The organism is Bifidobacterium primatium (assembly GCF_002802875.1).
GTDB classification, from domain to species: domain Bacteria; phylum Actinomycetota; class Actinomycetes; order Actinomycetales; family Bifidobacteriaceae; genus Galliscardovia; species Galliscardovia primatium.
In genome coordinates this window covers 61,586-86,542 of record NZ_PEBI01000005.1, presented here as the reverse complement: position 1 = coordinate 86,542, position 24,957 = coordinate 61,586, and the positions used below count along the sequence as shown (strand labels likewise).

Genomic DNA, 24,957 nt, shown 5'->3' with positions numbered 1-24,957 from the left:
AACGAATCCCGTTTCGGTTAACACCTCCGTAACACGGCGTAATTGCTGGGGAAATCCGAGCGTCGTTTCATACAGACGATGGTTCTCGCCATGGGCGGGACCGAAACAACGAAACGGACAGTAAGACCCGACCGAAGAGATCGGGAGTTGTACAAGAGAGAGGGAGGTATTCATGGACACCGGTAATGCAGCATGGATGTTGACGTCAGCGTCCCTGGTTTTCCTCATGACGCCGGGTGTGGCGTTCTTCTACGGTGGCATGGTTCGAGCCAAGGCCATCCTGAACATGCTTATGCTTTCCACCGCGGCACTCGCCGTCACGGGTGTCATCTGGACTTTGTGGGGCTGGTCGATCGCCTACGCCGGCACTGACGTCGCCGGAATCTTCGGCGATCCCGCCTCGGGATTCCTGCTCAAGGACACGATGGTCGCCACGGACGGCGTCTTCGGCTCGGTCGATGTGAAGGATGCGGCCTACCCGCACAGCATCGACGTGAGCTTCCAGGTCACGTTCGCCATGATCACCGTCGCCCTGATCACCGGTGCGCTCGCCGAACGTGTGAAGTTCAGCACCTGGATGATCTTCGTGGCCCTGTGGATCACGTTCGACTACGCCCCGATGGCCCACATGGTGTGGAACCACGGCCTGCTGTCTCCCGACGGCCCGATCTCCACGGCCCTCGGCGCCGCCGCCCATGATTTCGCAGGTGGTACCGTCGTCCACATCAACGCCGCAGTCGCCGCGCTGGTCACCGTTCTTATCATCGGCCGTCGCAAGGGCTTCCCGAAGGAGCCGTTCCGTCCTCACAACGTGCCGTTCGTGATGCTCGGTGCCTTCCTGCTGTGGTTCGGCTGGTTCGGCTTCAACGCCGGTTCCGCCTTCGGCGCCAACGGCACCGCCGGCTACGCCTGGATGTCCACCACCGCCGCCACCTCCGCCGCGACGCTCGGCTGGCTGTTCACCGAGAAGATCCGCTCCGGCCACTACACCGCCATGGGCGCCGCCTCCGGTATGGTCGCCGGCCTGGTCGCCATCACCCCGGCCGCCGATGTGGTCTCCCCGCTGTGGGCCATGGTCCTCGGCTTCATCGCCGGTATCCTGTGCTGCTTCGCCGTCGGCGTGAAGTTCAAGCTCGGCTACGACGATTCCCTTGATGTGGTCGGCGTGCACGGCGTCGGTGGTCTCACCGGTACCGTCCTCATCGGCTTCTTCGGCGAAGGCACCGGTCTGTTCGCCGGCGGCGACTACAAGCAGCTGCTGGTCCAGGTCGTCATCGCCCTCGTCGCCATCCTCTACTCCGGCGTCATCACCGCCATCATCTCCTTCGCCCTCGAGAAGACCGTCGGCTGGCGCGTCACCGAGGCCCAGGAAGTCGGCGGCATCGACTTGGCGGATCAGGGCGAGCGTGCTTACGATTTCGCTGGTACTGCCAGCTCCATCCTGAAGGGAGTGAAGTGAGATGAAACTCATCACCGCAATCATTCAGCCGCATAAGCTCGACGAAGTCAAGGAAGCTCTCGCAGCCGCCGGCGTTCACGGTCTGACGGTCTCCGAGGCCAACGGCTACGGCCGTCAGCGCGGCCACACCGAAATCTACCGCGGTGCCGAATACACGGTCGACCTCATCCCGAAGATTCGCGTCGAGGTGCTGTCGGACGACGCCGACGCCGAAACCCTTGTCGACGTCATCTCCAAGGCGGCCGGCACCGGCACCATCGGTGACGGCAAGATCTGGGTCGCCCCGCTGGACTCCGTCACGCGAGTCCGCACCGGTGAGACCGGTTCCGCCGCAATCTGATTGTCAGACCGGTCGAGTACCGCTCTGACCGTTCTGATTGATGAAAGAGGTCCCCGCGACGGTTCGCCGTCACGGGGACTTCGTCGTATGTGAACGTACAGCGATAGGTGAACGGAGGCACCCCCTCAGTCCGCCTGTGGCGGACAGCTCCCCCTGGCGCCAGGGGAAGCCAATGGGTTGATGGACTTTCATAGGCTCCCCTCCCGACGGAGGGGAGCTGTCATGGCCGAAGGCCGTGACTGAGGGGAGCCGATTGATGCAGCAACGATGCAACTCTAGGAGAAACGGACAGGATAATGGCCTCTGCAGTGGATGGTCTCAAAGCAAGGCTGGTCGCCGTCAGCCAGCCGGACGATGACGGCGTGTATCGCGACGGCGCCGCGAAGCGCGCCAAACGCGTCGACATCGTACTCGAATCATTGCGACAGCTGTGGGCGGACGCCATCGCATCGATGGGCGCCGACGCTCCGGACCACGGCGTCGGACTCGCCGCCGTCGGCTCGCTGGCCCGCCGTCAGATCGGCCCATGCTCCGACCTCGATCTCGTGCTCATCTACGATGCGCATGCGATCTCCGACGCGAACGTGACCAAGCTGGCCGACAAGCTCTGGTATCCGCTCTGGGATTCCGGTCTCGACCTCGACCATTCCGTCCGCACCAAGCAGCAGTGCGAGGCCGTGACCGATTCCGATTTGCCGGCCGCCATGGGCTGGCTCGACGTGCTGCCCGTCGCCGGCGACACCGATCTCATCCAGTCGACGTCCGATTCGATTCTCTCCCGCTGGCGCAAGGCCGCCCGCAAGCGCCTGCCCGAGCTCACCGACTCCGCGAAGGAACGTTTCGACCGCTTCGGCCAGCTGCCGTACCTCAACCAGCCGGACATCAAGGAGGCACGAGGCGGACTGCGCGACACCGTGCTCGTCTCCGCACTGGCGACCTCGTGGCTGGCCGACCGCCCGCACGGCAGCTACGACGACGCCGTCGAGCACCTGCTCGACGCGCGCGACTGCATCCACCTGGCCGCGAACAAGGACACCAACATGCTGCTGCCCGCCTACCAGGTGAAGGTGGCGAAGATGATGGGCCTGAGCGATCCGACCATTCCCGACCCGGACCAGCGCGACGGCGAATCCATCGAGAACATGCAGACCGTGCTCGCCCGCTACGGCCGGCGCATCGCGTTCGCCCTCGACTCCACGGCCTCGCGCGCCGCGCATTCGCTCACGCACGAGCAGCCGCGATTCTCGTTCTTCCAGATCTTCCAGCCGCGTGGAGGCGGCCGACGCGAGGCGCCGCGATTCGACATCATCGCCGAGGGCGTGGCCAGGCACGAGGGCGAGGCCGTGCTCGCGCCCGGCGCCGACCCGACCAGAGACCGCACGCTCGCCCTGCGCGTGGCCGTGGCCGCAGCCGAAAACAACCTGCCCATCGCGCCGGGTACGCTGACGAACATCAAGCGCTGCGCCCTGCGCGACACCGCGTGGACGCCCGAATCACGCGACCGCTTCGTGCGGCTTCTCGCCACCGGTCCGGCGCTGCTGCGCACCTGGGAGGAGCTCGACTTCGTCGACATCCCCGGCCGTCTGATCCCCGAATGGCTGGGCATTCGCAACCGTCCGTCTGCATCGGCCGCACACCGCTACACCATCGACCGGCATATGGTCGAAGTGGTGTCCCGCCTCGGCCGCACCGCACCGACCGGCGAACGCTATGACGACGAGCACTACACCGTGCTGCTCATGGCCGGCATCCTGCACGACATCGGCAAGCGTCCGCGCATCGCCGACCATGCCGCCGAGGGCGCACGTCATGTGCCGGCGATCATGAAGCGCATGAAGTTCGACGAGAAGGCCATCGATATGGTGACGACGCTGGTGCGCGAGCATCTGACGCTTTCGGAGTTCGCCTCCACGAAGAGCCCCGACGACGAGCAGGCGACCACGGAACTCGCCGCGCGCCTCGGCAACGACCCGCTCATGCTCGACATGCTGTTCGACCTCACGCGGGCCGACGGCTCGTCATTGGGCGCGACCGCCGGCGAGCAGATCACCAAGAAATACGGGTGGTCGAAATGGCGTGCGTCGCTCGTCGGCGCGATGTACGGCGCCGCAAGGGCCGACGCCGTGCGCGCCCGGCGTACCCGAACAGACGCGCAGTAGGTGGCGTCACCCCCTCAGTCAGGCTCTGCCTGACAGCTCCCCCTGAAAGGGGGAGCCAGAAAAGACGGGGCAGTCTGCCTAAGGCTCCCCTCCCGACGGAGGGGAGCTGTCGCGGTCGAAGGCCGTGACTGAGGGGAGTGCCTCGTCGGCCGTCTTTTCGTTATCTCATCCACGCGTCACCCCGGGCGCGCAGGCCGTTGGCCAGGCCGCGCCCGCCCATCAGCACGACATTGAACGCCAGCCACAATACCGCCGTGCGCGCCGGGTCGTTCGGCAGCATCGGCACGACGAGACGCACGATCGCGAACAACGCGGCGATGTAGACGACCGCCGTGGCCGTGCATGTGGCCGCAAGATAGCGGAAATCACGTGCGCCGATGAGGATGCCGTCAAGTGCCATCATCCAGCCCTGCAGCGGGAAGAACAGTCCCATCGTCACCATGCCGACGGCCGTAAGCAGCTGGATCGCCGGACTGGGGGAGAAGAAGTGCCCGGCGAACAGGCCGACGAGCGCGAACGCCAGGCCAAGCGCCGTGCCGACGGCCAGTCCGGCGAGGCCCGTCGCCCGCGTGAGCGAGCGGGCCCGTCGCCAGTCGCGTGCGCCGAGCGCCGCGCCCACCAGCGTCTGACCGGCGATGCCCACCGAATCAAGCACGTTCATCGCGAAATTCCACGAGGAGTTCACGGCCTGGAAGCCGGCGAGCACATGCGTGCCCATGCGGGCGGCGCTCGCCACCGTCATGACCATGGCCGCGCGGATCGCCAGCGTGCGGATGAACAGCGGCAATCCGTCGCCGCCTGCCGCCACGATGCCGGCCAACTGCGGGCGCAGGCTCACCCCGTCGGCGCGCGACCACAGCACCGCCGGCACCACCAGGAACAGTCCCATGAACCATTGCGCGATGAGCGTGGCCGCGCCCGAACCGGTGATGCCCCAGTCGAACACGAGCACGAACAGCAGTTCGAGCACCGTGTTCACCACGGCGCCGGCGACCGCCGCCACCAGCGTGATGCGTACCTTCTGCAGTCCTCGGAAGATGCCGTTCGCCGCATACACGAGCAGCATGCCGGGGGCGCCGAGCACCACGGCCCTCGTGTAGCGCACGGCCTGGTAGAGCACCGCGCCCTGCCCGCCGAGCGCACGGCACAGCGGCTCCGCTCCGGCGAACAGGCCGATGCCCAGCACCACGCCGATGAGCAGCGCCAGCCACAGTCCGTCGATGCCGGCCTGCAGTCCCTCGCGGCGCTTGCCCGCGCCGAGCAGATGCGCCACCTGCGCGGTGGTCGAATACGCAAGAAAGATGCATAGTCCCACGGCCGTGAGGATGATGGTCGACCCGATGGAGAGGCCCGCCAGTGCAGCATCGCCGATATGGCCCACGATGGCGGTGTCGATGAGGATGAACGTCGGTTCGGCGATGAGCTGGCCGAACGTGGGAATCGCCAGCGCCGCGAGTCTGCGCGCCGTGGAGCCTCGCGTACCGTCCGCCGTGATGTCGTTGTGTTGCGTCGTCATGCCTTTCCCTCCGTTTCGCCTCTAACGGTTTATCAGCACCCATGGCTAGTGACCGCGAAACGGAAAATCGAACATGAACGATGTGAGGTTTTTCGATTGATGTGCAATACAATGCAGCGGCGGCGTTGTCAATTCGGTTGTTCACATGCACGTGGTTATCCCCAAGTTTTCCACACGGTTATCCCCATTGTGTGGAAAACCTTGGCTGTTATCCACGGTGACACGCCTGAAATGTGGATAACTCACTATTTTTATCCACATCATGTGGATAACAGCGTGAATCATTGGGGATTTCCCCATCGTCGGGTTACGACAGGGTAAACACAACATCATCCGCCGTTCACCCCACGAAACACCGTCTACAGTGTGAACTCTTCTATATACGCATATCGGACCTTCTGAAGAATTTTTAGAACTTTTGGCCTTTTCTTCTTAAGAATTCTGGGAACCCCTGCCGGGTCGACCTGGGGGCCATGCGCCGGACGCGCGCGTAATGCAATGATTCCGCACGCGATGCGCGTACATCCCGCAATCGCCGCCATGGCCTTCCTAGAATCGGGACCATGGCAGAACAGACGTTTGAGAGGAATGACCGCGCCGGAAACGGTTCGAGGGCGGACGGCGACCGCGACCCGATCTTCGACCGCGTGCCGCCGCACGACGACAACGCGGAGATGGCCGTGCTCGGCGGCATGCTCATGAGCAAGGACGCCATCGGCGAGGTCAGTCAGATGATCGACGTCACCGACTTCTACCAGCCGAAGCACCAGACGGTGTACGACGCCATCATCACGTTGTTCTCCGCCTCGCAGCCGGTCGACGCGGTGATCGTGGCCAACGAGCTGCTCAAGGAGGGCAACCTCGACAAGGTCGGCGGCGCGGACTACCTGCATAGCCTCGTCGCATCGGTGCCGACCGCCGCGAACGCCACCTACTACGCCGACATCGTGCACCAGCGCGCCATCCTGCGCAACGTGATCGCCGCCGGCACGAAGATCGCGCAGATGGGCTATTCGGCCGAGGGCTCGCAGGCCGAGGACATCGTGAACCTCGCGCAGGCCGAGGTCTACGAGATGAGCGTGGGCAAGGTGCGACAGGACTACGAGGCCATCGGACCGGTCGTTGAGGACACGCTCAACCAGCTCGACGCCCTGCAGAACGGCCTGATCCAAAAGGGCGTCCCCACCGGATTCCGCGACATCGACGACGTGACGCAGGGCCTGCAGCCCGGCCAGATGATCGTGGTCGCCGGCCGACCCGCCATGGGCAAGTCCACGCTGGGCATCGACTTCGCGCGCCATGCGGCATTGCACGAGCATATGACCACCGTCGTGTTCTCCCTGGAGATGAGCAAGAACGAACTCGCGCAGCGCATCATCGCCGCCGAGACGAACATTCCGCTGGGCGCGCTGCGCCGCGCCGACGAGATCACGCCGGAACGCTGGAACACGCTGAACAACTTCTGGGGCAAGCTCAACGACGCCCCGCTGTTCATCGACGATTCGCCGAACATGAGCCTCATGGAGATCCGTGCGAAATGCCGCCGGCTCAAGCAGACCAACGACCTGAAGCTCGTCGTCATCGACTACCTGCAGCTCATGAGCTCCGGCAAGGCCGTCGAAAGCCGCCAGCAGGAGGTCTCCGAATTCTCGCGAGCATTGAAGCTGCTCGCCAAGGAGCTCGAGGTGCCGGTCGTGGCGCTTTCGCAGCTGAACCGTGGCCCCGAGATGCGCAACGACAAGAAGCCGCAGCTTTCCGACCTGCGAGAATCCGGTTCCATCGAGCAGGACGCCGACGTGGTGTTCCTCGTGCACAGGCCGGACTTCTACGACAAGGAGGACCGTCCCGGCGAGGCCGACATCATCATGGCGAAGCATCGTAACGGCCCCACCGAAACGTTCAACCTGGCGTTCCTCGGCGCGAACTCCAAGTTCAAGGACATGCCGCAGGACTTCCAGCAGGGCGTGTGACCTCGGCTTGCTATGGTGGTGGGCGAATCGGAAAGGCATGAGATGGTGAAAAGCAATGGCCAGGCCGGGCTTTCGGCCAACGACGTCGACGTGCGGCATACCGCCGCGCCGCGCAAGGCGTGGAACGCGTTCGCCACGCCCGCGATAGGCAAGGGCGTGCGCGCGTTGTCGAGGCTGCTCAAGCATGGCGGCAGCGCATTCCCCGGCAGGATCGTGGAACAGGTGGACCCCGGCTTCCTCGCGCGCACGCTCGCGCAGCTGCCGCTCGGCGTGGTACTGGTCTCCGGCACCAACGGCAAGACCACCACCACCCGCATGGTCGCCTCCATGCTGCGCAGTCTCGGACTCAAGGTGTTCACCAACCCCACCGGCTCGAACTTCACACGCGGCGTCGTCTCCGCACTGCTCACCGAGGTCACGATGGGAGGCCGTCTCGACGCCGACATCGCCGTGCTCGAACTCGACGAGGCCTACGCCGTGCACTTCGTCCGTCAGGTCAGGCCGCGCTATGCGCTGCTGCTCAACGTGATGCGCGACCAGCTCGACCGCTTCGGCGAGATCGACAACACCGCACGATTGCTTAGCCACGTGGCCGAGACCACGACCGGCACCGTCGTGCTCAACCGCGAGGACCCGCGCATCGCGCGCCTCGCCGGCGTCGTGCCCGACGGCACCGGCGTCTACTATTTCGGACTCTCCGACGACCTGCGTTCGTTCTTCCCCACCGACGACGACATGCACAGGACGGACGTCGTCGACGGCGGCCAGCCGACAGGGGAGAGGAAGGCCGGCAATGCCCTCCCCGCCGACGTGGCGCTCACCAGGGTCGGCGACCATCACGCCGACTTCCTCATGGACGGTGCGACGTTCTCCACCGACGTGCACCTCGAAGGCGTCTACAACCTGTTCAACGCGGCCGCCGCGCTCGCCGTCGTCCGCGCGGTCGTCGCCGACGCCGCCGACGCGATGCCGAACATCCATCCGACCGACGACGACCTCATCGCCGCCGTCGCCGAGGTCACGCCCGCGTTCGGCCGCGGCGAATCCATCGACGTCAACGGCACGAACGTCGAACTCCTGCTCGTCAAGAACCCGATGGGCTTCCGGCTGGCGCTCACGTCGTTCGACCCGGCCGGCCACGACACGATGATCGTCATCAACGACGAATACGCCGACGGCCGCGACATGAGCTGGCTGTGGGACGTCGACTTCACCGGTCTGCGCGGCACCGGCGTCGGCATGGTCTCCGGTGTGCGCGCGTGGGACATGGCCCTGCGCCTCGGCTACGACGATGTCGCGGTCGACGACGTGAACCCCGACATCGACGCCGCCGTCGACGCGTTCCTCGCCAAGGACGCCGGTCGTCCCAAGCGCATCTACTGCACGTACACGTCCATGCTGAAGGTCCGCGCGCATCTCGGCCGCATCGCCGACGTCGCCGACGCCGGCGTGGGGCGGGAGTAAAGGAGCTGATGATGACGAACGAAACGACGGAACGTCGCGTGATCGACGTCGTGTCCCTGTACCCGAACGACATGAACATCTACGGCGATTCGGGCAACGTGCTCACCATCCGTAGGCGGCTTGCGCTATACGGCTACGAGCCGGTGATCCACCACTACAACCAGGGTGACGACTGGCCCGAGCACGTCGACATGATCCTCGGCGGCGGCGGCCAGGACAGCGGCCAAAGCAAGATCATCGACGACTTCTTCACGCGCGCAGACCTGCTGCGCGAACTCGCCGCCGACGGCGTGCCGATGCTCATGATCTGCGGCATGTACCAGCTGTTCGGCGAATACTTCGAAACGTCCGAAGGCAAGCGGCTCGACGGCATCGGCGTGATCGGCGCGTACACGGTCGGTCAGGACGTGCGCATGATAGGCAACCTCGTGGAGCATTCCAACGATTTCGGCGACGTGATCGGCTACGAGAACCATTCCGGCCAGACGTTCCTGCGCGAAGGCGTGGCGCCGCTCGGCCACGTGAACGCCGAAGGACGCGGCAACAACGGCGAGGACCACACCGAGGGCGCGCGCGTGAACAACGTCATCGGCACGTACATGCACGGCTCGCTGCTGCCGAAGAACCCGAAGATCTCGGACTTCCTGATCGCCAAGGCGGCCGAACGCCGCTACGGCGCGTTCGAGCCGCAGGTGACCGACACGGCAAAAGCCGAGCTCGACCGTCTGGAGCATTTCGCCGTAGAGGCGCGTCGCGTGGCCGCATCCCGGCCGCGGTAGGGGACGGAGCCGGCGTCGTTTCGGTGACGCGCCGGCCGTCGCCGCCGCGTGGCCGCCAGCCGTCCGCGATAACCGGCGGCCGGCGTCGTCGGGTTGGACGGTCGTCGCCCGTCACACGGGCCGCCCGCCGTTGCCGTATGGCCGGCGGGGGAGCGGTGCGCCGACATATCGGGGCGAGCTGTTCATCCGCCGCGCCTTGCCGCTGCGGTAAAGTTGGAGGCGATGGCGGCGGCGCATGCCCGCCGCGCGCAACGCCGCGCGGGGCATCGCCGAACGCCGACGAACACGACGTGAAGGAGCGATATCATGGCTGATTTCAACTTCAACGACTTGGGCGAGGGACTGCGTACGATCTTCCTGGCCGGCGTGGGCGCCGTCGCGACCGGAGCCGAAAAAGGCCAGCAGATCGTCGACGACCTCGTGAAGAAGGGCGAACTGACCGTCGACCAGGGCAAGGTGCTGAACTCCGAACTGACGCGCAAGGCCCAGGGTGCCGCCAAGGACGCCTTCACCGGCGCGCAGGACGCCGCCGCCAAGGCCCGCGAGACCGTCGACGACGTGAAGGAGGCCGCGCTCAAGGCCCGGCTGTCGGTGATGAGCGACGAGGAGCGCGCTGCCTACGTGGCCAAGGTCGCACAGCTCGCCGAAACCATCAACGCCGAAAAGGCCGCGAAGGCGGCGAAGGCCGAGGCCGCGCCGGACGCCCCGGCTGCCCCGGACGACGAGGGTCCTGCGAAATCCACGGACGCCGAGACGCCGGCCGACGCCCCCGCCGGCGAGCAGGCCGAATAAATCCGCAGATACGTATTGGCGTAAGACCCGTTCCGGGTCAACTCCCCTCAGTCGGCTTCGCCGACAGCTCCCCTCAATCATGAGGGGAGCCCGAGCACGATGTCGTTCGCTTGGCTCCCCCTACAGCGTAAGGGGAGCTGGCCGCCGAAGGCGGTCTGAGGGGGTTCACAGAAGATGTGCATCGCCTGACTACCATGGGTGAACTATGACATTGGAGACGCACAAGACGGCGTCGCATACGACGGCGGGCAAAACGGCCGGTGACGCCGCGGCCGATGACGAGACGGCAGGCAGGATGACGGACAATGGCTGCGGGACCGCCACGGACCCGCCCGTCACCGATGCGTCGAACGACCCCTTGCTCACCGACGAGCAGGTGCTCGACGCCATCTCCGGCACGCCCGTCAGCGAGGAGGAGGGACATCTCGCCGACTCCGAACGCACCATCGGCCTGTTCGGCAGCCGGGAGCCCACGTTCGCCGAACAGTACCATCTCACCCGCAAGGGCCGGCTGCACCGTCTGCGCGAGATCTTCGCCATCGCCCGCCAGTTCGACATCTTCCACGGCCTGACGCCGGTGAAGATGAGGCTCATGTTCGAGGCGCTCGGCCCCACGTTCGTCAAGGTCGGGCAGACCCTCTCCATGCGAAGCGAGATCCTGCCGCAGGAATTCTGCGACGAACTCGCCAAGCTCCGCGCCGACGCCGACCCCATGCCCTACGAGACCGTGCTCGACACAATCGCCCGCGAATACGGCCGGCCGGTCGACCAGATCTTCGCCTCCATCGACCGCACGCCGCTCGGCTCGGCATCGCTTGCGCAGGTGCATCGCGCCAGGCTCGTCACCGGCGAGGACGTCGCCGTCAAGGTGCAGCGGCCCGGCGTGCGCGAGACCATGGCGCAGGACATCGACATCATGCGCTCCATCTCCCGCCGTGCCACGAAATACATCAAATCCGCGCAGATCATCGACCTCAACGGCGTGATCGAGGAGCTCTGGGACAGCTTCCAGTCCGAAACGAACTTCCTCATCGAAGCCCGCAACCTCGTGGACTTCCGCGAATTCGCCAAGGACTACAAGTACATGGACTGCCCCAAGCCGTACATCACGCTGTGCACCGAGCACATCGTCGTGATGGACTACGTCGAGGGCATCTCCGTCTCGCATCCCGACCAGCTCGTCGAAGCCGGCTACTCGCTCAACGAGATCGGCACCAAGCTCGTCGACAACTACGCCGCTCAGGTGCTCGACGAAGGCTTCTTCCACGCCGATCCCCACCCCGGCAACATCATCATCCACGACGGCAAGATCGTGATGATCGACCTCGGCATGACCGGCCGGCTCTCCGCACGCACGCGATCCATCCTCCAGGACATCATCTTCGCCGTCGGCAAGCAGGACTCGCCCGCGCTCGCCGAGGCGTTCCTCCGGTTCGCCGGTCCCTCCGACACCGCGGAGGTCAACTATCCCGGCCTGCTGTCCGATCTCGACGCCATCGTGCAGGACTTCGGCACCGTAAGCCTGCAGGACCTCGACATCGGCGCGTTCGTCACCGCGCTCATCCAGCTTTCGCGCAAGCACCATGTGGAACTGCCCGGCATCGTCACCACCGTGGCGCGTGGCCTCGTCACGCTCGAAGGAGTGCTCGACGAATTCCTTCCCGACACCGACATGATCGCCATCATCACCGCGCATATCGCCTCCACGCGCGGCCTCAGATCCGCCGCCAAGGAGGAGATGAAGACGCTGGGCATCGAGGGGCAGAAGGCGCTGCACGGCACCCTAGGCGCGCTCGCCGAGGCCCGCACCGCCGCACGCATGCTCACCCGCGGCCAGCTCAAGGCCAACGTGGAGATGGTCGGCTCCGAGGAGCCCATCCGCCAGCTGAGCTACATGGTCGACAGGCTCACGATGGCGCTGATCGTCGTCGGCCTGTTCGTCGGCTCGTCGATCGTGTACTACGCGGGCATGAAGCCGGTGATCTTCGGCATCCCCGTCATCGGATTCATGGGATATGTGGTCGCGTTCCTGCTGTCGGTATGGATCGTCATCGACATCTTCCGCAAGAACCGGCCGAAAAAGCGGAGCTAGCGCAAGGGGCCGATTCACTCTTTTTGGATTCCCCAAAAAGAGTGAACGCGGCAAGGCGCTTACCCCAGCGGAAACTCCTTCTTCACGGTCCTGCCGTCAAGTCCGGCATACCCCTTGACGGACGTCGTCACCGGTGTCGAATCGCTGCGCAGCTCATATGCCATCGTCGTGGTCATCGGCACGTCCTCCATCACCGGCACGTCGCGCGTCGCCACCGAATATCCGGCGAACGGCTGGGAAAGCACCGTCTGCTTGAGCTCGACGCCGTCCTGGTACGCGGTCGTGGCCACGGCATTGGTGAACGTCAACGGAATCGGCGTGCGATTGACCCACTGATACGTCACGATCACCGTGTTCTTGCCGTTGTAGGTCTTCGGGCCACGGGTCACGCCCGTGGCCTTGACGTCGACGGCCCGCTTGTCGTCGAATACGTCGTCATGTCGGTAGGAGGCGCCGTTCAACCGCGTCATACCCAGCGTGAAGCCTTGCGGCATATCGGGTTTGACGACCTTGCCGGGCTCGGTCACGTCGGTGACCGAGGAATCCTTGGGCAGCGTGAACGAGGCGCCGACGGACTTCGGCAGGTTGCGCGCATAATTGCCGATGCGCACATCGAACAACGTGTCGTTGTTGTTGCGCAGCTCATACGCCTTCATGAACTCCAGCGATGCGCCGGGCGCGATCTTGCGTATCGTGTCGGAGAAATCATAGCCGTCCGGATTGCCGCCGGCGAAGCATCCGATCTGACGCAGGCCGATGCCGGAATCATAGACGTCGAACGACAGATATGACTGCATGTCGATGTCGGTCTTCGACGTGTTCTTCGCCCGGTATTTCACCAGAACCGTGTTCTGCGCGCTGCAGCTTTTCGGGCCGCGTTGTGCGGAGACGACGGTGAATTCGGCGCTGAGCGTCTTGTCGGACTGCGTAAGATACATGAGCTTGCCGGTGCGGTCGAGCACCTCGTATTTCACCGGCTTCGACGTGGGCGTCGTCGTGGAGTAGCCGCCGGTCGTTCGCGATGAGCCGCGATGCCATCCGAACAGTCCGCCGATGATGTTGGAGAAGCTGGGCAGCAGGCAGAGGATGATGACGATGGTGACGAGGCGGCTCCACCACGTGGATTGCGATTTTCGGCCCGATGAACCGGTGTCGGCGGAGGCTGCGGTGTCGACGACGGTGTCGGCATTGCCATGGCGGGTGTTGTTGTATTGGGCGTCGCGGTATCGGGTGTTGTTGCGCAGCGCCGCGTCGGCGCTTGACGGCCCGGCCTTCCGCCGGCGGTCGGATGACGGCACGGATGCGGGCGCGGTATATGCGGACTGTGGGCCGGACGGCGCGACCGTGGGCGTTTGCGGTGAGCCCGTGGCCGGTCCGGTGTATGAGGAGTCGTCGATATTGACGTAGTTCGATTGGTTGTCGAACGGTGAAATGTAGTCGTCGGTACTGCCGTTGGCGTCGTGGTCGCCGTCGTTGCCTTTGCCGCCGAACAATCCCATGATGACCCCTTCGTTCACTGTGGTTCCAGTGTACGTCACGGGCGGCATGGTGGCCGGTGCGCGGGCGCGCGTTTGTTGGGGTCGTTTTTTAGAGTGAAATCATGGCGAATACAACGACGAACAAGACGACGTATGACGGCACGCTGCCACGCGCGGCGTTCTGGGACATGGACGGCACGCTCATCAACTCCGAACCGATCTGGCACGAGGCCGAGCTGTGGTTCGCCGAGCATCACGGCGGCGACTGGAGCGAGGAGATGGGCTGGAAGGTCACCGGCACCCCCGTGCCCCAGGTGGCGCAGATGATGATCGACCGCGGCATCAGGCTCGGCGTGGAGGAGCTGACCGAAGGCATCATCGCCTTCGTGGCCAAGCGAGAGATGGAGCATATGCCGTGGATTCCCGGCGTGCTCGACGTGGTGTCGGCCCTGCATGAGGCCGGCGTGCCGAATGTGCTCGTCACGGCGTCGCCGCGCGCCATGGCCGAGTCGGCGATTGCACAGGCCCCGGCGGGCGTGTTCGACGCATACGTATGCGCCGACGACGTGAAGGAGAAGAAGCCGAATCCCGCGCCGTTCCTCGCGGCCGCGGCCAAGCTCGGCATCGAGGGCGATCAGATCCGCGAATGCGTGGCGCTTGAGGATTCCGCCGTGGGCTTGGAATCCGCGGTCCGCGCCGGCGCCACCACCATTGCGCTGACCGGCTACATCCGCTCCGACAACCCGCCGTCGAAGAACGGACCGCAGTTCGCCTGCGTCGAAACCTGGGACGGCGTGACCCCGCAGCTGCTCGGCGACTTCGTGAAGCAGCGCCTGGCTGCGTAGTCGGGCGGGGGAGTGACCGGGCCGGGCTTTCGGCTGCATGGAATGGACCGTTTGCGTTATGTGGGTTAGGCGGCTCATGCCCGCGAATCGGCCCCGCGTCCGACCAGCGTGACACGCTGCCTCTCATCCGAACCGATACAGCACGTCGAGCCGGTACCCGGTGCCGGCGGGCAGAACCGGCCTGGCGCAATCCGTGCGATGCACCGCATCCGGCACGAATCCCGGCTCCAGACATAGTCCCGCGGAAGGGCCATACCGATGGCCGTGTCTGCCGGAGACGCCATCGAGGAATCCGGCCGTGTACAGCAGCACGGTCGGGGCGTTCGCATACATCGCCATATGGATGCCGCTGCGCTCGCCGGCGGCTTCGGCCATAAGACGCAGACCAGTTCCCTCGATCGGGAACGCGTGATTGTATCCGCGGGCGAGCGCGATCTGCCGGTCGCCACGTCGTTCTCCTTCGTGCAGTCGTTCGCCGATGACGGCCGTATCGCGAAAATCCATGGGCGTGCCGGCGACGGAGGCCGCCGGCTCCGGTAGGGGAATGAACCGTTCGTCGGTCGGATGGAACCGTTCCGACGGTATATGCAGTCGATGCCCGAGCACGTCGCCGCTTCCCTCGCCATTGAGATTCCAATACGTATGCGTGGTCAGATTGGCGACGGTCGTCTCGTCGCAGCCGCCGCGCACGGTCAGCGTCAATCCGCCGCCGACCAGCGCATACCGCACCTGCAAGCGGAACCGTCCGGGGAATCCCTGGTCCATGTCGGGACTGTCCAACGCAAACTCGACGAACGAGTCGCCGACGTCGAGAATCGTCCAATTGCGATGCTCGTATCCGTTCGGCTGGCTGTGATTGTTGTTCCGTCCCTCGTTCGCCGTCAGCCGGTATTGACGTCCGCCGAGCATGAGCCGCGCGTTTTGGATGCGGTTGGCGTTGCGCCCGACGATCGCGCCCATCAATGTATCATCCGTGAGGTAGTCGTGCGGATCGTCCTTGCCGAGCGTCACGTCGGTCATACGTCCGTCGCGGTCGGGCACGGTCAATGACATGAGTCGTGCGCCATGGTTCGTCAGACGGGCGGCCATGCCGTCCGGGCCTGCAATATCAACCGCGCGGATATCGTCGTCGAATGTCGGCGCGGGCGTTTCCTGAAGGTGTGCCATGAGGTCAGGCTACGTCGATGGCCGTGCGGCATACTATATGAAAAGTGCTGTAACGTTATCGAAAAGTGCGCAGCGATGCCGACGCGACGATGCGGACGGCCGACAAACGACTCGAAGGAGAGTGCGTCATGAAACCGGCGGAACGGAACGTGGTCAACGAGCAATCCGAGCATTATCGGTACCAGCCGACCAACTCGGGCGCGAAGGTGTTCCTCTACCCCGAGTGGCTGGGATCGTACCGGTATGTGGCCGGCTACAGGCTCAACCGTGGCCCGCTCGACAATTTCCTGCTGTTCTTCATCCGATCGGGCAGATTCGGCATCGACATCCCCGGACGCGACCGCATCGTCGCGCATGCCGGCGACTTCGTGCTCATCGACTGCTACGAACCGCAGTCATATGAGGCGTTGGCGGACAGCGAGGTGCTGTGGATCCACTTCAACGGCATCTCCGCGCGCATGTACTACGACTTCATCAGCGAGCGCGCTGGCAACGTGTTCTCCACCGCCAACTCGCAGTTCGCGGTGAATCGTCTGCGACGCATCGGCGAGGGCTTCCGTGAGGGCACGCGGATGTCGGAACCGTTGATGTCGCGGTATCTGACCGACATTCTCACCGAATGCGCCGGTTCCGGCGACGATGCGCCCGAGGGGGAGTCCGCCCATCAGTACGCCATGGAGGATGTGCAGGATTTCATCGTGGCGAATCTCGCCCAACCGTTGACGAACGACGAGCTGGCGAATATGGCGTGCATGAGCCGCGGCTATTTCATCAAGGAGTTCCGCAGGGCGACGGGACTGACGCCGCACGCGTTCCTCGTCAAGGCGCGCATGGACGCGGCGAAGCGGCTGCTTGCCAGGACCGACGATTCGTTGAAACGGATCTGCGCAAAATGCGGGTTTTCGTCGCCGAGCGCGTTCTGTCTGGCGTTCCGCAACGCGGAGGGCATGACGCCGTTGGAGTACCGACGGTCGGTGCGGGGATAGCGTCGGCGTCGTTTTTTGGCCGGCCGGTGCCTTCGACATCGTCGGCCGGTCGGAAAACGACGCCCTTATCCGAACATTATCGATGTTCGGTTCCTTGGATGTTTTTTAAATATCGGAAAGCATTTTTTATAAATCGACCCCTTGGTTTCGGGCGTAACTTTGATGGTGACAGCGCAGTCAAGAACATTGCAAAACCCAACGAACGCATACGAAATGAAGGAGTTTCCCATGCCTCACAATCCCGTGGTCACCGGCGTCGAGAAGATGATCATCCCGACCTACGAACCGCCCGCCCCCGACGAAATGCCCATGTACTCGGAGTTCCGCCAGCACCAGGGCTCCACCGGCTACGCCTACCCGAACCGTGTGACGCTCGGCGTGGAACGCGACAAGCTCACCGACCATGAGTACACCGTCGTCCGCCTCGAAAACGACTACATCCGCCTGCTGATCCTGCCCGAGCTCGGCGGCCGCATCCTCGAAGGCTACGACAAGGTCAACGACTACAACTTCCTCTACCGTCACCACCGCATCAAGCCCGTCATCGTCGGCTCCTACGGCAACTGGATCTCCGGCGGCATGGAGTTCAACTTCCCGTTCCACCACCGTCCCGGCACCTACATGGCCGTCGACTACAGCATCGAGAAGCTCGACGACGGCACCGTGATCGTCTGGTGCTCCGAGGCCGCTCCCTCGCCGGGCCAGTACCGTCTCAAGGGCACGTGGGGCGTCAAGCTGCGCCCGGACGTCTCCTACTACGAGACCGTGGTGAAGATCGACAACCGCACGCCCGTCAAGCATCCGTTCCTCTGGTACGAGAACGCCGGCATCCACGTCAACGCCAACTACCAGCTGTTCTTCCCGCAGGACGTCGGCTACGTGCACCACCACTACGACCGCCACCACGCCACCTTCCCGATCACCAAGGGCTGGTACGCGGTGGAGAACCACGAAGAGGAAACTGACATCAGCATCCACAAGAACACGCTGAAGGGCAACTCCTACTTCGCCGCCCCCTCGAAGTACGACTTCTTCGGCGGCTACGACCACGACCGCGACTGCGGCACCGTGCACGTGGCCGACCACCACATGGTCCCCGGCAAGAAGCAGTTCATGTGGGCGCTCGAGGACCTCGGCGACGCATGGAACGGCAACCTCACCGACAACGACGGCGAGCACGCCGAGCTCATGGCCGGCGCCTACTCCGACGACCAGCCCGACTTCACGTACATCGCCCCCTACGAGGTGAAGACCTGGTCGCAGTTCTGGTTCCCGATCCACGGCACCAAGGCCCCGACCTTCGCCAACATCCACGGCGTGGTCAACCTCGACAAGGCCAACAGCGAGGTGCGCATCGCCGTCACCAAGAGCGTGGCCGACGCCGTGCTCGAAGTGTCCGATGGCGAGAACACGGTGCTGCGCGAAAGCATCACGCTCGACCCGGGCGACTACCGCGAGTTCGACGTGGCGCTGCCGGCCGACGTCTACACGTTGCGCCTGACCGCCGCCGACGGCACCGTGCTCATGAACTACACCGAGGACAAGCCCGACGTGCTGCGCATCCCCGAGGACAACCCCGGCATCCCCACCCCGCACGAGCTCACCACCGCGCAGGAGATCTACGTGGCCGGCCAGCACATCGACCAGTACCGCGACCCGTCGTTCAAGGGGCGCGACTACTACCTCGTGGCGCTCGAACGCGACCCCGAGCACCTGCCGTCGCTGCTCGCCATGGCCGAGGACCGCTACAACAACGCCCTGTACGACGAGGCGCTCGAATACCTGCGCCGCGCCGACAAGGTGCTCAACCGGTTCAACCACAACCCGTACGACGGCACCTACAGCTACCTCAAGGCGCTGTGCGAGTACGGCAAGGGCGAGGTCGACGCCGCCTACGAGACCTTCTTCAAGGCCGCGTGGAGCAACAACGTCATCTCCCCGGCCATGACCTACATCGCCGGCATCGACGGACAGCGCGGCGACTGGGCCAAGATGAAGGAGCACGCCGAGCAGGCGCTCAAGAAGGAAGCCGACCACGCCATCTGCGGCACCTACAAGGCCATCGCCGAAATCAAGCTCGGCGACAAGGAGACCGGCCTGGCCGAGCTCGAAGGCATCATCGCCCGCGACCGCCTCGACCACCTGGCACGCTTCGCGCACCTCTACTACTCCGGCAAGGACCTCGGCGAGTTCTACTCGATCCTGCTGAGCAACCCCGCGCAGACCATCCTCGACGTCACGTTCGACCTGCTGCTCGCCGGACTGAAGGACGAGGCCGTCGCCCTGCTCGAAGGCGCCAAGCTCGCCGGACAGTCCACGCCGATGACCCACTACACGCTCGCCTTCGTCTACGACGCGCTCGGCAAGACCGAATCCGCCGCCTCCAACCGCAAGGCCGTGTCCGACAGCCCGATCGTGGACGTGTTCCCGTACCGCCTCGAGGAGCTGCCCGTGCTCAAGGCCGCCGTCGAAGCCGACCCGACCGACTACACCGCCGCCTACCTGTACGGCTGCATCCTGTACAACAAGCTGCAGTACAAGGCCGCCGCGGACCAGTGGAAGAAGGTCACCGAACTGAAGCCCGGCTTCTACATCGCATGGCGCAACCTCGCCATCGCCTACTTCAGCAAGTTCGACCGCCGCGAGGAGGCACTGGAACTCATGAAGAAGGCCGTGGAGGTCAAGCCGAAGGACGACACGCTCGTGCGCGAGACCAACTACGTGGCCGCCAAGCTCGGCGTCGACGGACGCGAACGCCTCGACTGGCTGCTCGCCAACCTGCCCGACAAGCCCTCCGACACCCTCTCCTGGGACCTGGCCGACGCCTACAGCAACGTGTTCGAATTCGACAAGGCGCTCGACGTGCTCAAGCACCACGAGTTCGTGGCCGCCGAATGCCAGGAGACCTACCTCACCGAGTCGTACACCTTCGCGCTGTGCTGCAAGGGCCGACTGCTCGAACGCGACGGCAAGGTCGAAGAGGCGCTCGAATGCTACCGCAACGCGCAGATCATCCCCGCGAACTTCCGCGCCGGATGGTGGGACACCCAGCAGCTGTACTACGCCCGCTGGTTCGAGGCCGCCGCGCTGCAGAAGCTCGGCCGCGAGGACGAGGCCCGCAAGGCCGCATCCCGCCTGCTGCCCTTCATCCACAGCAACTACAGCCCCTACATGGGACCGGAGACCGACTACTACGTGGCGCTCGCCGAACGCCTGCTCGGCGACAACATCATCTCCCGCAAGGACATGAGCGCCTCCGTGGTCAAGTGGGAGGAGGACGTGAAGAACGACCTCGACCGCAAGCCCATCGTCACCTCGCTGCACCTGTCGTTCGTGCCCGACGGCGTGACCGAGCACAAGGCCGAAACGGTCCGCGCGCTCGCCTACAGCCGCCTGTTCTTCAACGACAAGGCCGGCGCCCGCGAGCTGTTCGAGGAGAGCCTGAAGCTCAACCCCGACAACCTCAAGGCCAGGTTCGAGCTGCACCTGCTCGGCGCGCTCGACGCCTGATCCCCCTCATACCGGCCGCCGACACGTTCGACTCCTCCGACCATATCGGCGGCCGGTTCCCCTCCTTCTTCCATAGACGGGGCGTCCTGATCTCTCCTCCTCCAGGACGTCCCGTTTTTCATATCGGCAACGAAGCCGTAACCATCTCAATATCGCAGTCATCACAGTAAGGAATCATCATGTCCTCCACGCACAAGGTCGTCAACGAAGACGACGCCGTCCGACCGTCGACCACGCCGGTCTCGCAAGGATCCATGAAATACGTCATCATCCTGGCACTCAGCGCCGGCATGGCAGGCCTGCTCTACGGCTACGACGCCGTGAGCATCTCCGGAGCCATCGGCTTCCTGCAGGAGCTCTACGACCTCACCCCGGCCCATGAGGGCCTCATCGTCTCCAGCATCTTCATCGGCGGCGTGGTCGGCGTCGGCGCATCCGGCTTCCTCAGCGACCGCATCGGCCGACGCAAGGTCATGATGTTCGGCGCCCTGTTCTTCTTCATCGCCGGCCTGTTCGCCGCGTTCACCCAGTCACCCGAACAGCTGATCGCCGCGCGAATCATCGGTGGCCTCGGCATCGGCCTGTCGTCGTCGATATCCATCACGTACGTCACCGAATGCGCGCCGGCGAAATGGCGAGGCACGTTGTCTTCCATGTACCAGTTCCTGTGCATCATCGGCATCTTCCTCACCAACATCATCAACTTCTGCATCGCCCAGTCCGGCTCGCATGCATGGGGCGTGAGCACCGGCTGGCGCTGGGTGCTCGGCATCGGCGCCGCGCCCGCGCTGGTGCTGTTCGTGTTCATGCTGCTCGCGCCGGAAAGCCCGCGATTCCTCATGCAGTCCGGCAAGCAGGAGCAGGGCTTCAGGATCCTCGAACGCATCAACGGCACGGAAGGCGCGCGCGAGGAGGCCAAGGCCATCGAGGCGTCCATCAAGCTCGACCAGAGCGGCAGCTTCGCCGAACTGTTCGGTCCCGGTCTGCGCAAGGCGATGATGGTGGGCATCTTCCTGGCCGTGTTCAATCAGGCGGTCGGCCAGAACACCATCTCCTTCTACGGACCGACCATCTTCCGCAACGCCGGCTTCGGCGGCAACTCGGAATTCCTGGCGTCCACCATGGTGGGCGGCGTCGAGCTGGTGTTCACCGTCGTGGGCATGGTGCTCATCGACCGCGCGGGACGCAAGCCGCTGATGCTGTGGGGCACGGCGCTGATGGCCGCGTTCGCCATCGCCATGGCGCTGACCTTCATGTTCAATGCGTCGGGGGTGCTGGTCGTGGTGTTCGCCTGCGGATTCATCGCCGCGTTCGCGTTCTCCATGGGCCCGGTCACCTGGGTGATGATTCCCGAACTGTTCCCCACGCATCTGCGAGGCCGCGCCTCCGGCCTGTGCGGCGTGTTCATCTGGGGCACCGCGTGGCTGGTCGGCCAGTTCACCCCGATGATGTTCTCCGGCTGGGGCGGCCAGGGCATGTTCCTGTTCTTCGCGGCGCTCGACATCATCGGCTTCCTCGGCGTCAGGTTCCTGGTCCCCGAGACCAAGGGCAAGCGTCTCGAGGAGATCGAGGAGTTCTTCCGTCCGAAGAAGTGACGATGACGTTTCGGCGGTGATATCGCAATGGCGCAATGGATATCGCAAATATGACGATGGGGCTGCACGACGCTTCGCCGTGCAGCCCCATCGGTGTCTGTTCGCGCGTATGTCCCATGTGCTATGTGGACGTGTCTACGCGGCTATGTGCCTATGCGATGCCCATGCGGCTACGCGCGCGTGAGCACCTCGGCGAGCGCCTGGACCACCGACTGCGGCATGTGGGAGTCGTTGTAGCGGCTCTCGTCCACGCCGTGCAGGTCCTCGAGGGTGGCGAGTCCCGGCAGGGCGGCGACGCCGAGGTCGTCGATGAGGGACTTGGCCTTCTCCTTGGTGAGGTAGTACATCTGCGCGTCCTTGAGCACGCGGAACACGTCGTCGGACGTCGGGTTCTCGGCGACCGTCGCGCCGTCGGTCAGCGTGAGCGTGATGGTTTCGCTGACTGCGGTGGCGGGAATCTCGACGATGAGGCTGAGCGTCTCCTCGTCGTAGGACGTCCGGGCCTCGACCGCCGCGCTGCCGGCCGCCGACACCGTGACCGCCGAGTCCTTCACGCCGCGGAACACCACCGTCCACGAGCGCTCCTCGGGGATGACGTCGGTCGCGCCCTCGGCCGCATTGATGACGAACGACGCATTGCCGGAGCCGACCTCGCCGCCAATGTTCCACGTGAAACATGTGGTCGTTTTACGCACTTCGGATTCCACCGCGCCATCGTCCTCGATCATGGTGAACTCGCCGTTCGCACCGGGGAAGACCAGCACGCGCAGGGCCTTGGGGTTGGCGACGGAGTTCAGCGTGCCGCCATCGCCTGCGGCCGCCGCGCCGTTCTCCGGCAGCTCCTGCAGCGGTACGATGGCGCCGGCCCTGGCGAACACCGGCGTCCGGTCGAGTCCGCGCCACGCCTCGAGACGACGTCCGTCGGCAGGTCGCGACACATAGTGACGGCCGTCGAAGAAGTCGAACCACGTGCCCTGCGGCAGCCACACGTCGGCCTTCGCCATCTGCACGTCGCGGTCGATCGGAGTGACGATCGGCGATACCAGCAGTTCCGTACCGAAGAGGAACTCATCGGTGAGCTTGTAGGCGTCGCGGATCTCCGGGTAGTCCCAGTACAACGGCTGCACCAGCGGCTCGGCCTCGCGGGCGGCGCGCCAGTTCATCGTGTACAGGTACGGGATCAGCGCGTGGCGCAAGCGCAGCGTGGCATCCATCGCGTCGCGCACCTCGGTGTGGAAGTTCCATGGCTCCTTGCCGTTGAACGGCGAATCGGTGGAATGCAGGCGGTTGATGGGGCTGAACGTGCCCAGCTGGTACCAGCGCGCCTCCAGCTCCTCGTCGCGGTATCCGAACATGTGGCCGCCGATGTCGTGGCTCCACCAGCCGTAGCCGATGTTCGAGGCCGTGGCCGTGAACTCGGGCTGGAACTTCAGCGACTCCCACGTCACCACGGTGTCGCCGGAGAAGCCGATGGGGTAGCGGTGCGAGCCCGGACCGGCGTAGCGCGAGAACGTGAGCGGGCGGGCGTCCATCCTCTGCGCCGGATCGGTATCCTCGCCTTCGCGACGGGCGTCGCCGCGCGCGGAATCCAGGTAATGCAGATGGTTGAGCATCCACAGCGGGTCGAGGCCGCGCTGGCGGGTCACGCCGCCCTGCTGCCAGTCGAGCCACCAGAAGTCGACGCCCTCGTCCTCCATCGGATGATGCAGCTTGTCGAAGTATGCGGCCATGAACGTCGGGTCGGTCAGGTCGAACTGCACGGCCTCGCCGGTCTTCGGGTCCACGCCCGTCGCCTTGGCCATGTCGGCGTAGGCGTCCTCGAACGCGCGCACGCCGTCACGAGGATGCACGTTCAGCGTGGTCTTCATGCCATGGTCGTGCAGCCAATGCAGGAATCGCTGCGGGTCGGGGAAGAAGTCCCTGTTCCACGTGTAACCCGTCCAGCCCGAGCCGTACTTCGGGTCGACGTCGTCCACCAGATGCCAGTCCATGTCGATGACGGCCGTCGTGAACGGCAGTCCCTCGGCCTCGAAGCGCGTGACCAGCTCCTGGTATTCGGCTTCGGTGTAGCGATGGTAGCGGCTCCACCAGTTGCCCAGCACGAATCGCGGCAGCAGCGGCGTCGGGCCGGTGAGCTTGTAGAAATCATGCACGGCCTCGCGGTAGCGATGGCCGTAGCCGAACAGATACAGGTCGGTCGTCGGCTCCGGCTTCGGCACGACCCATGTGCCGAACGGATTGGCGTGGCCGCCGACCTCATCGGCCTTGATGATGATGTTGGATTCGGAATCGTCGATCACTGCCCAGCCGTCGGTGCTGTTCACGCCGTCGTCCACGGGGATGCGGCCGTTCGCCCAGTCGAGCGTGCGATACGTGCCGCCGAGATTATGCAGCTGGTCGTCGCCGTAATGCCAGGTGTTGTCGGTGCTGGCGACCCCTTTGACCGTGGCGTACAAGCCCTCCTTGGTGAACGGACGCTTGTTGTACGAGATATGCAGGCTCGGCGTATCGATCTCCAGCCAGCCGTCGCGTTCGACTGCCGTGAACTGCGGGACGTCGTCGCCATAGGCCGCTGTGAAGTCACGGTTGAACGCCATCTGCGTCGGCGTATCGACGAACCGGCCTGAATCGGACCACTCGAAGCGCACGAGCGCATCGGTGAGCAGGCTGATGCGCCAATGGTCGCCGCTGAGCACGGTCGCGGGATTCGTGGCCGGATGCGCGTTCAGCGTTTTCATTGAAAACAGGGATGTATCTACCATGTGCGGACTCCTTCGTCGCCGGGTTCAGATTGGTGAACACTCT

At 64.7% G+C, this 24,957-nt stretch carries 16 protein-coding genes; 12 read left to right on the top strand and 4 right to left on the bottom strand.

The genetic code is table 11. The features are described 5' to 3' along the window. Window positions 1-172: 172 nt before the first annotated feature. The 3 genes from CS006_RS09835 to CS006_RS09825 all read left to right on the top strand — a co-directional run bounded on the left by CS006_RS09835 (window position 173) and on the right by CS006_RS09825 (window position 3,958). On the top strand, window positions 173-1,459 hold the full coding sequence (locus tag CS006_RS09835) for an ammonium transporter (RefSeq protein ID WP_100511658.1): 1,287 nt from the start codon (window positions 173-175) through the stop codon (window positions 1,457-1,459). 1 nt (window position 1,460) lies between these two features. Next, window positions 1,461-1,799, top strand: coding sequence for a P-II family nitrogen regulator (locus CS006_RS09830; RefSeq protein ID WP_094663137.1), 339 nt, complete (start codon window positions 1,461-1,463; stop codon window positions 1,797-1,799). 296 nt (window positions 1,800-2,095) lie between these two features. Next, window positions 2,096-3,958, top strand: a complete 1,863-nt coding sequence (locus CS006_RS09825) for a [protein-PII] uridylyltransferase family protein (RefSeq protein ID WP_100511657.1) — start codon at window positions 2,096-2,098, stop codon at window positions 3,956-3,958. A 160-nt stretch (window positions 3,959-4,118) separates the two neighbouring features. Here CS006_RS09825 and CS006_RS09820 read toward each other — a convergent pair whose 3' ends face one another. Beyond that, window positions 4,119-5,474, bottom strand: coding sequence for an MATE family efflux transporter (locus CS006_RS09820; RefSeq protein WP_100511656.1), 1,356 nt, complete (start codon window positions 5,472-5,474; stop codon window positions 4,119-4,121). A 563-nt stretch (window positions 5,475-6,037) separates the two neighbouring features. Between CS006_RS09820 and dnaB the strand changes: the two genes are divergently transcribed. The 5 genes from dnaB to CS006_RS09795 all read left to right on the top strand — a co-directional run bounded on the left by dnaB (window position 6,038) and on the right by CS006_RS09795 (window position 12,571). Continuing rightward, window positions 6,038-7,444: a replicative DNA helicase gene (gene dnaB / locus CS006_RS09815; RefSeq protein ID WP_100511655.1), complete on the top strand. Its 1,407-nt coding sequence runs from the start codon at window positions 6,038-6,040 to the stop codon at window positions 7,442-7,444. A 42-nt stretch (window positions 7,445-7,486) separates the two neighbouring features. Next, on the top strand, window positions 7,487-8,908 hold the full coding sequence (locus CS006_RS09810; protein WP_100511654.1) for a Mur ligase family protein: 1,422 nt from the start codon (window positions 7,487-7,489) through the stop codon (window positions 8,906-8,908). Between the two features lie 11 nt (window positions 8,909-8,919). Then, window positions 8,920-9,687: a type 1 glutamine amidotransferase gene (locus CS006_RS09805; protein ID WP_100511653.1), complete on the top strand. Its 768-nt coding sequence runs from the start codon at window positions 8,920-8,922 to the stop codon at window positions 9,685-9,687. 306 nt (window positions 9,688-9,993) lie between these two features. After that, the gene (locus CS006_RS09800; RefSeq protein WP_100511652.1) at window positions 9,994-10,479 is read left to right on the top strand and encodes a phasin family protein; all 486 of its coding nucleotides are present in this window, start codon (window positions 9,994-9,996) and stop codon (window positions 10,477-10,479) included. Window positions 10,480-10,774: 295 nt separating this feature from the next. Beyond that, on the top strand, window positions 10,775-12,571 hold the full coding sequence (locus CS006_RS09795) for an ABC1 kinase family protein (RefSeq protein WP_165777351.1): 1,797 nt from the start codon (window positions 10,775-10,777) through the stop codon (window positions 12,569-12,571). 59 nt (window positions 12,572-12,630) lie between these two features. Here the strand turns inward: CS006_RS09795 and CS006_RS09790 are convergent, their stop codons facing one another. Next, on the bottom strand, window positions 12,631-14,070 hold the full coding sequence (locus CS006_RS09790; RefSeq protein ID WP_165777341.1) for a DUF5067 domain-containing protein: 1,440 nt from the start codon (window positions 14,068-14,070) through the stop codon (window positions 12,631-12,633). A gap of 101 nt (window positions 14,071-14,171) precedes the next feature. On the opposite strand from CS006_RS09790, the gene CS006_RS09785 reads away from it, so the two are divergent. Further along, window positions 14,172-14,894, top strand: a complete 723-nt coding sequence (locus CS006_RS09785; protein WP_100511649.1) for an HAD family hydrolase — start codon at window positions 14,172-14,174, stop codon at window positions 14,892-14,894. Between the two features lie 123 nt (window positions 14,895-15,017). On the opposite strand, the gene CS006_RS09780 is transcribed toward CS006_RS09785, so the two are convergent. Further along, window positions 15,018-16,061 carry an aldose epimerase family protein gene (locus tag CS006_RS09780; RefSeq protein ID WP_100511648.1) on the bottom strand — a complete coding sequence of 348 codons (1,044 nt, stop codon included), beginning with the start codon at window positions 16,059-16,061 and terminating at the stop codon, window positions 15,018-15,020. Between the two features lie 128 nt (window positions 16,062-16,189). Between CS006_RS09780 and CS006_RS09775 the strand changes: the two genes are divergently transcribed. The 3 genes from CS006_RS09775 to CS006_RS09765 all read left to right on the top strand — a co-directional run bounded on the left by CS006_RS09775 (window position 16,190) and on the right by CS006_RS09765 (window position 22,152). Beyond that, window positions 16,190-17,047: an AraC family transcriptional regulator gene (locus CS006_RS09775; protein WP_165777340.1), complete on the top strand. Its 858-nt coding sequence runs from the start codon at window positions 16,190-16,192 to the stop codon at window positions 17,045-17,047. A 228-nt stretch (window positions 17,048-17,275) separates the two neighbouring features. Then, window positions 17,276-20,557: a tetratricopeptide repeat protein gene (locus tag CS006_RS09770; protein ID WP_165777339.1), complete on the top strand. Its 3,282-nt coding sequence runs from the start codon at window positions 17,276-17,278 to the stop codon at window positions 20,555-20,557. A gap of 179 nt (window positions 20,558-20,736) precedes the next feature. Continuing rightward, window positions 20,737-22,152, top strand: coding sequence for a sugar porter family MFS transporter (locus CS006_RS09765; RefSeq protein ID WP_100511645.1), 1,416 nt, complete (start codon window positions 20,737-20,739; stop codon window positions 22,150-22,152). A gap of 170 nt (window positions 22,153-22,322) precedes the next feature. On the opposite strand, the gene CS006_RS09760 is transcribed toward CS006_RS09765, so the two are convergent. Next, on the bottom strand, window positions 22,323-24,914 hold the full coding sequence (locus CS006_RS09760) for a glycoside hydrolase family 31 protein (RefSeq protein WP_100511644.1): 2,592 nt from the start codon (window positions 24,912-24,914) through the stop codon (window positions 22,323-22,325). Window positions 24,915-24,957: the final 43 nt, after the last annotated feature.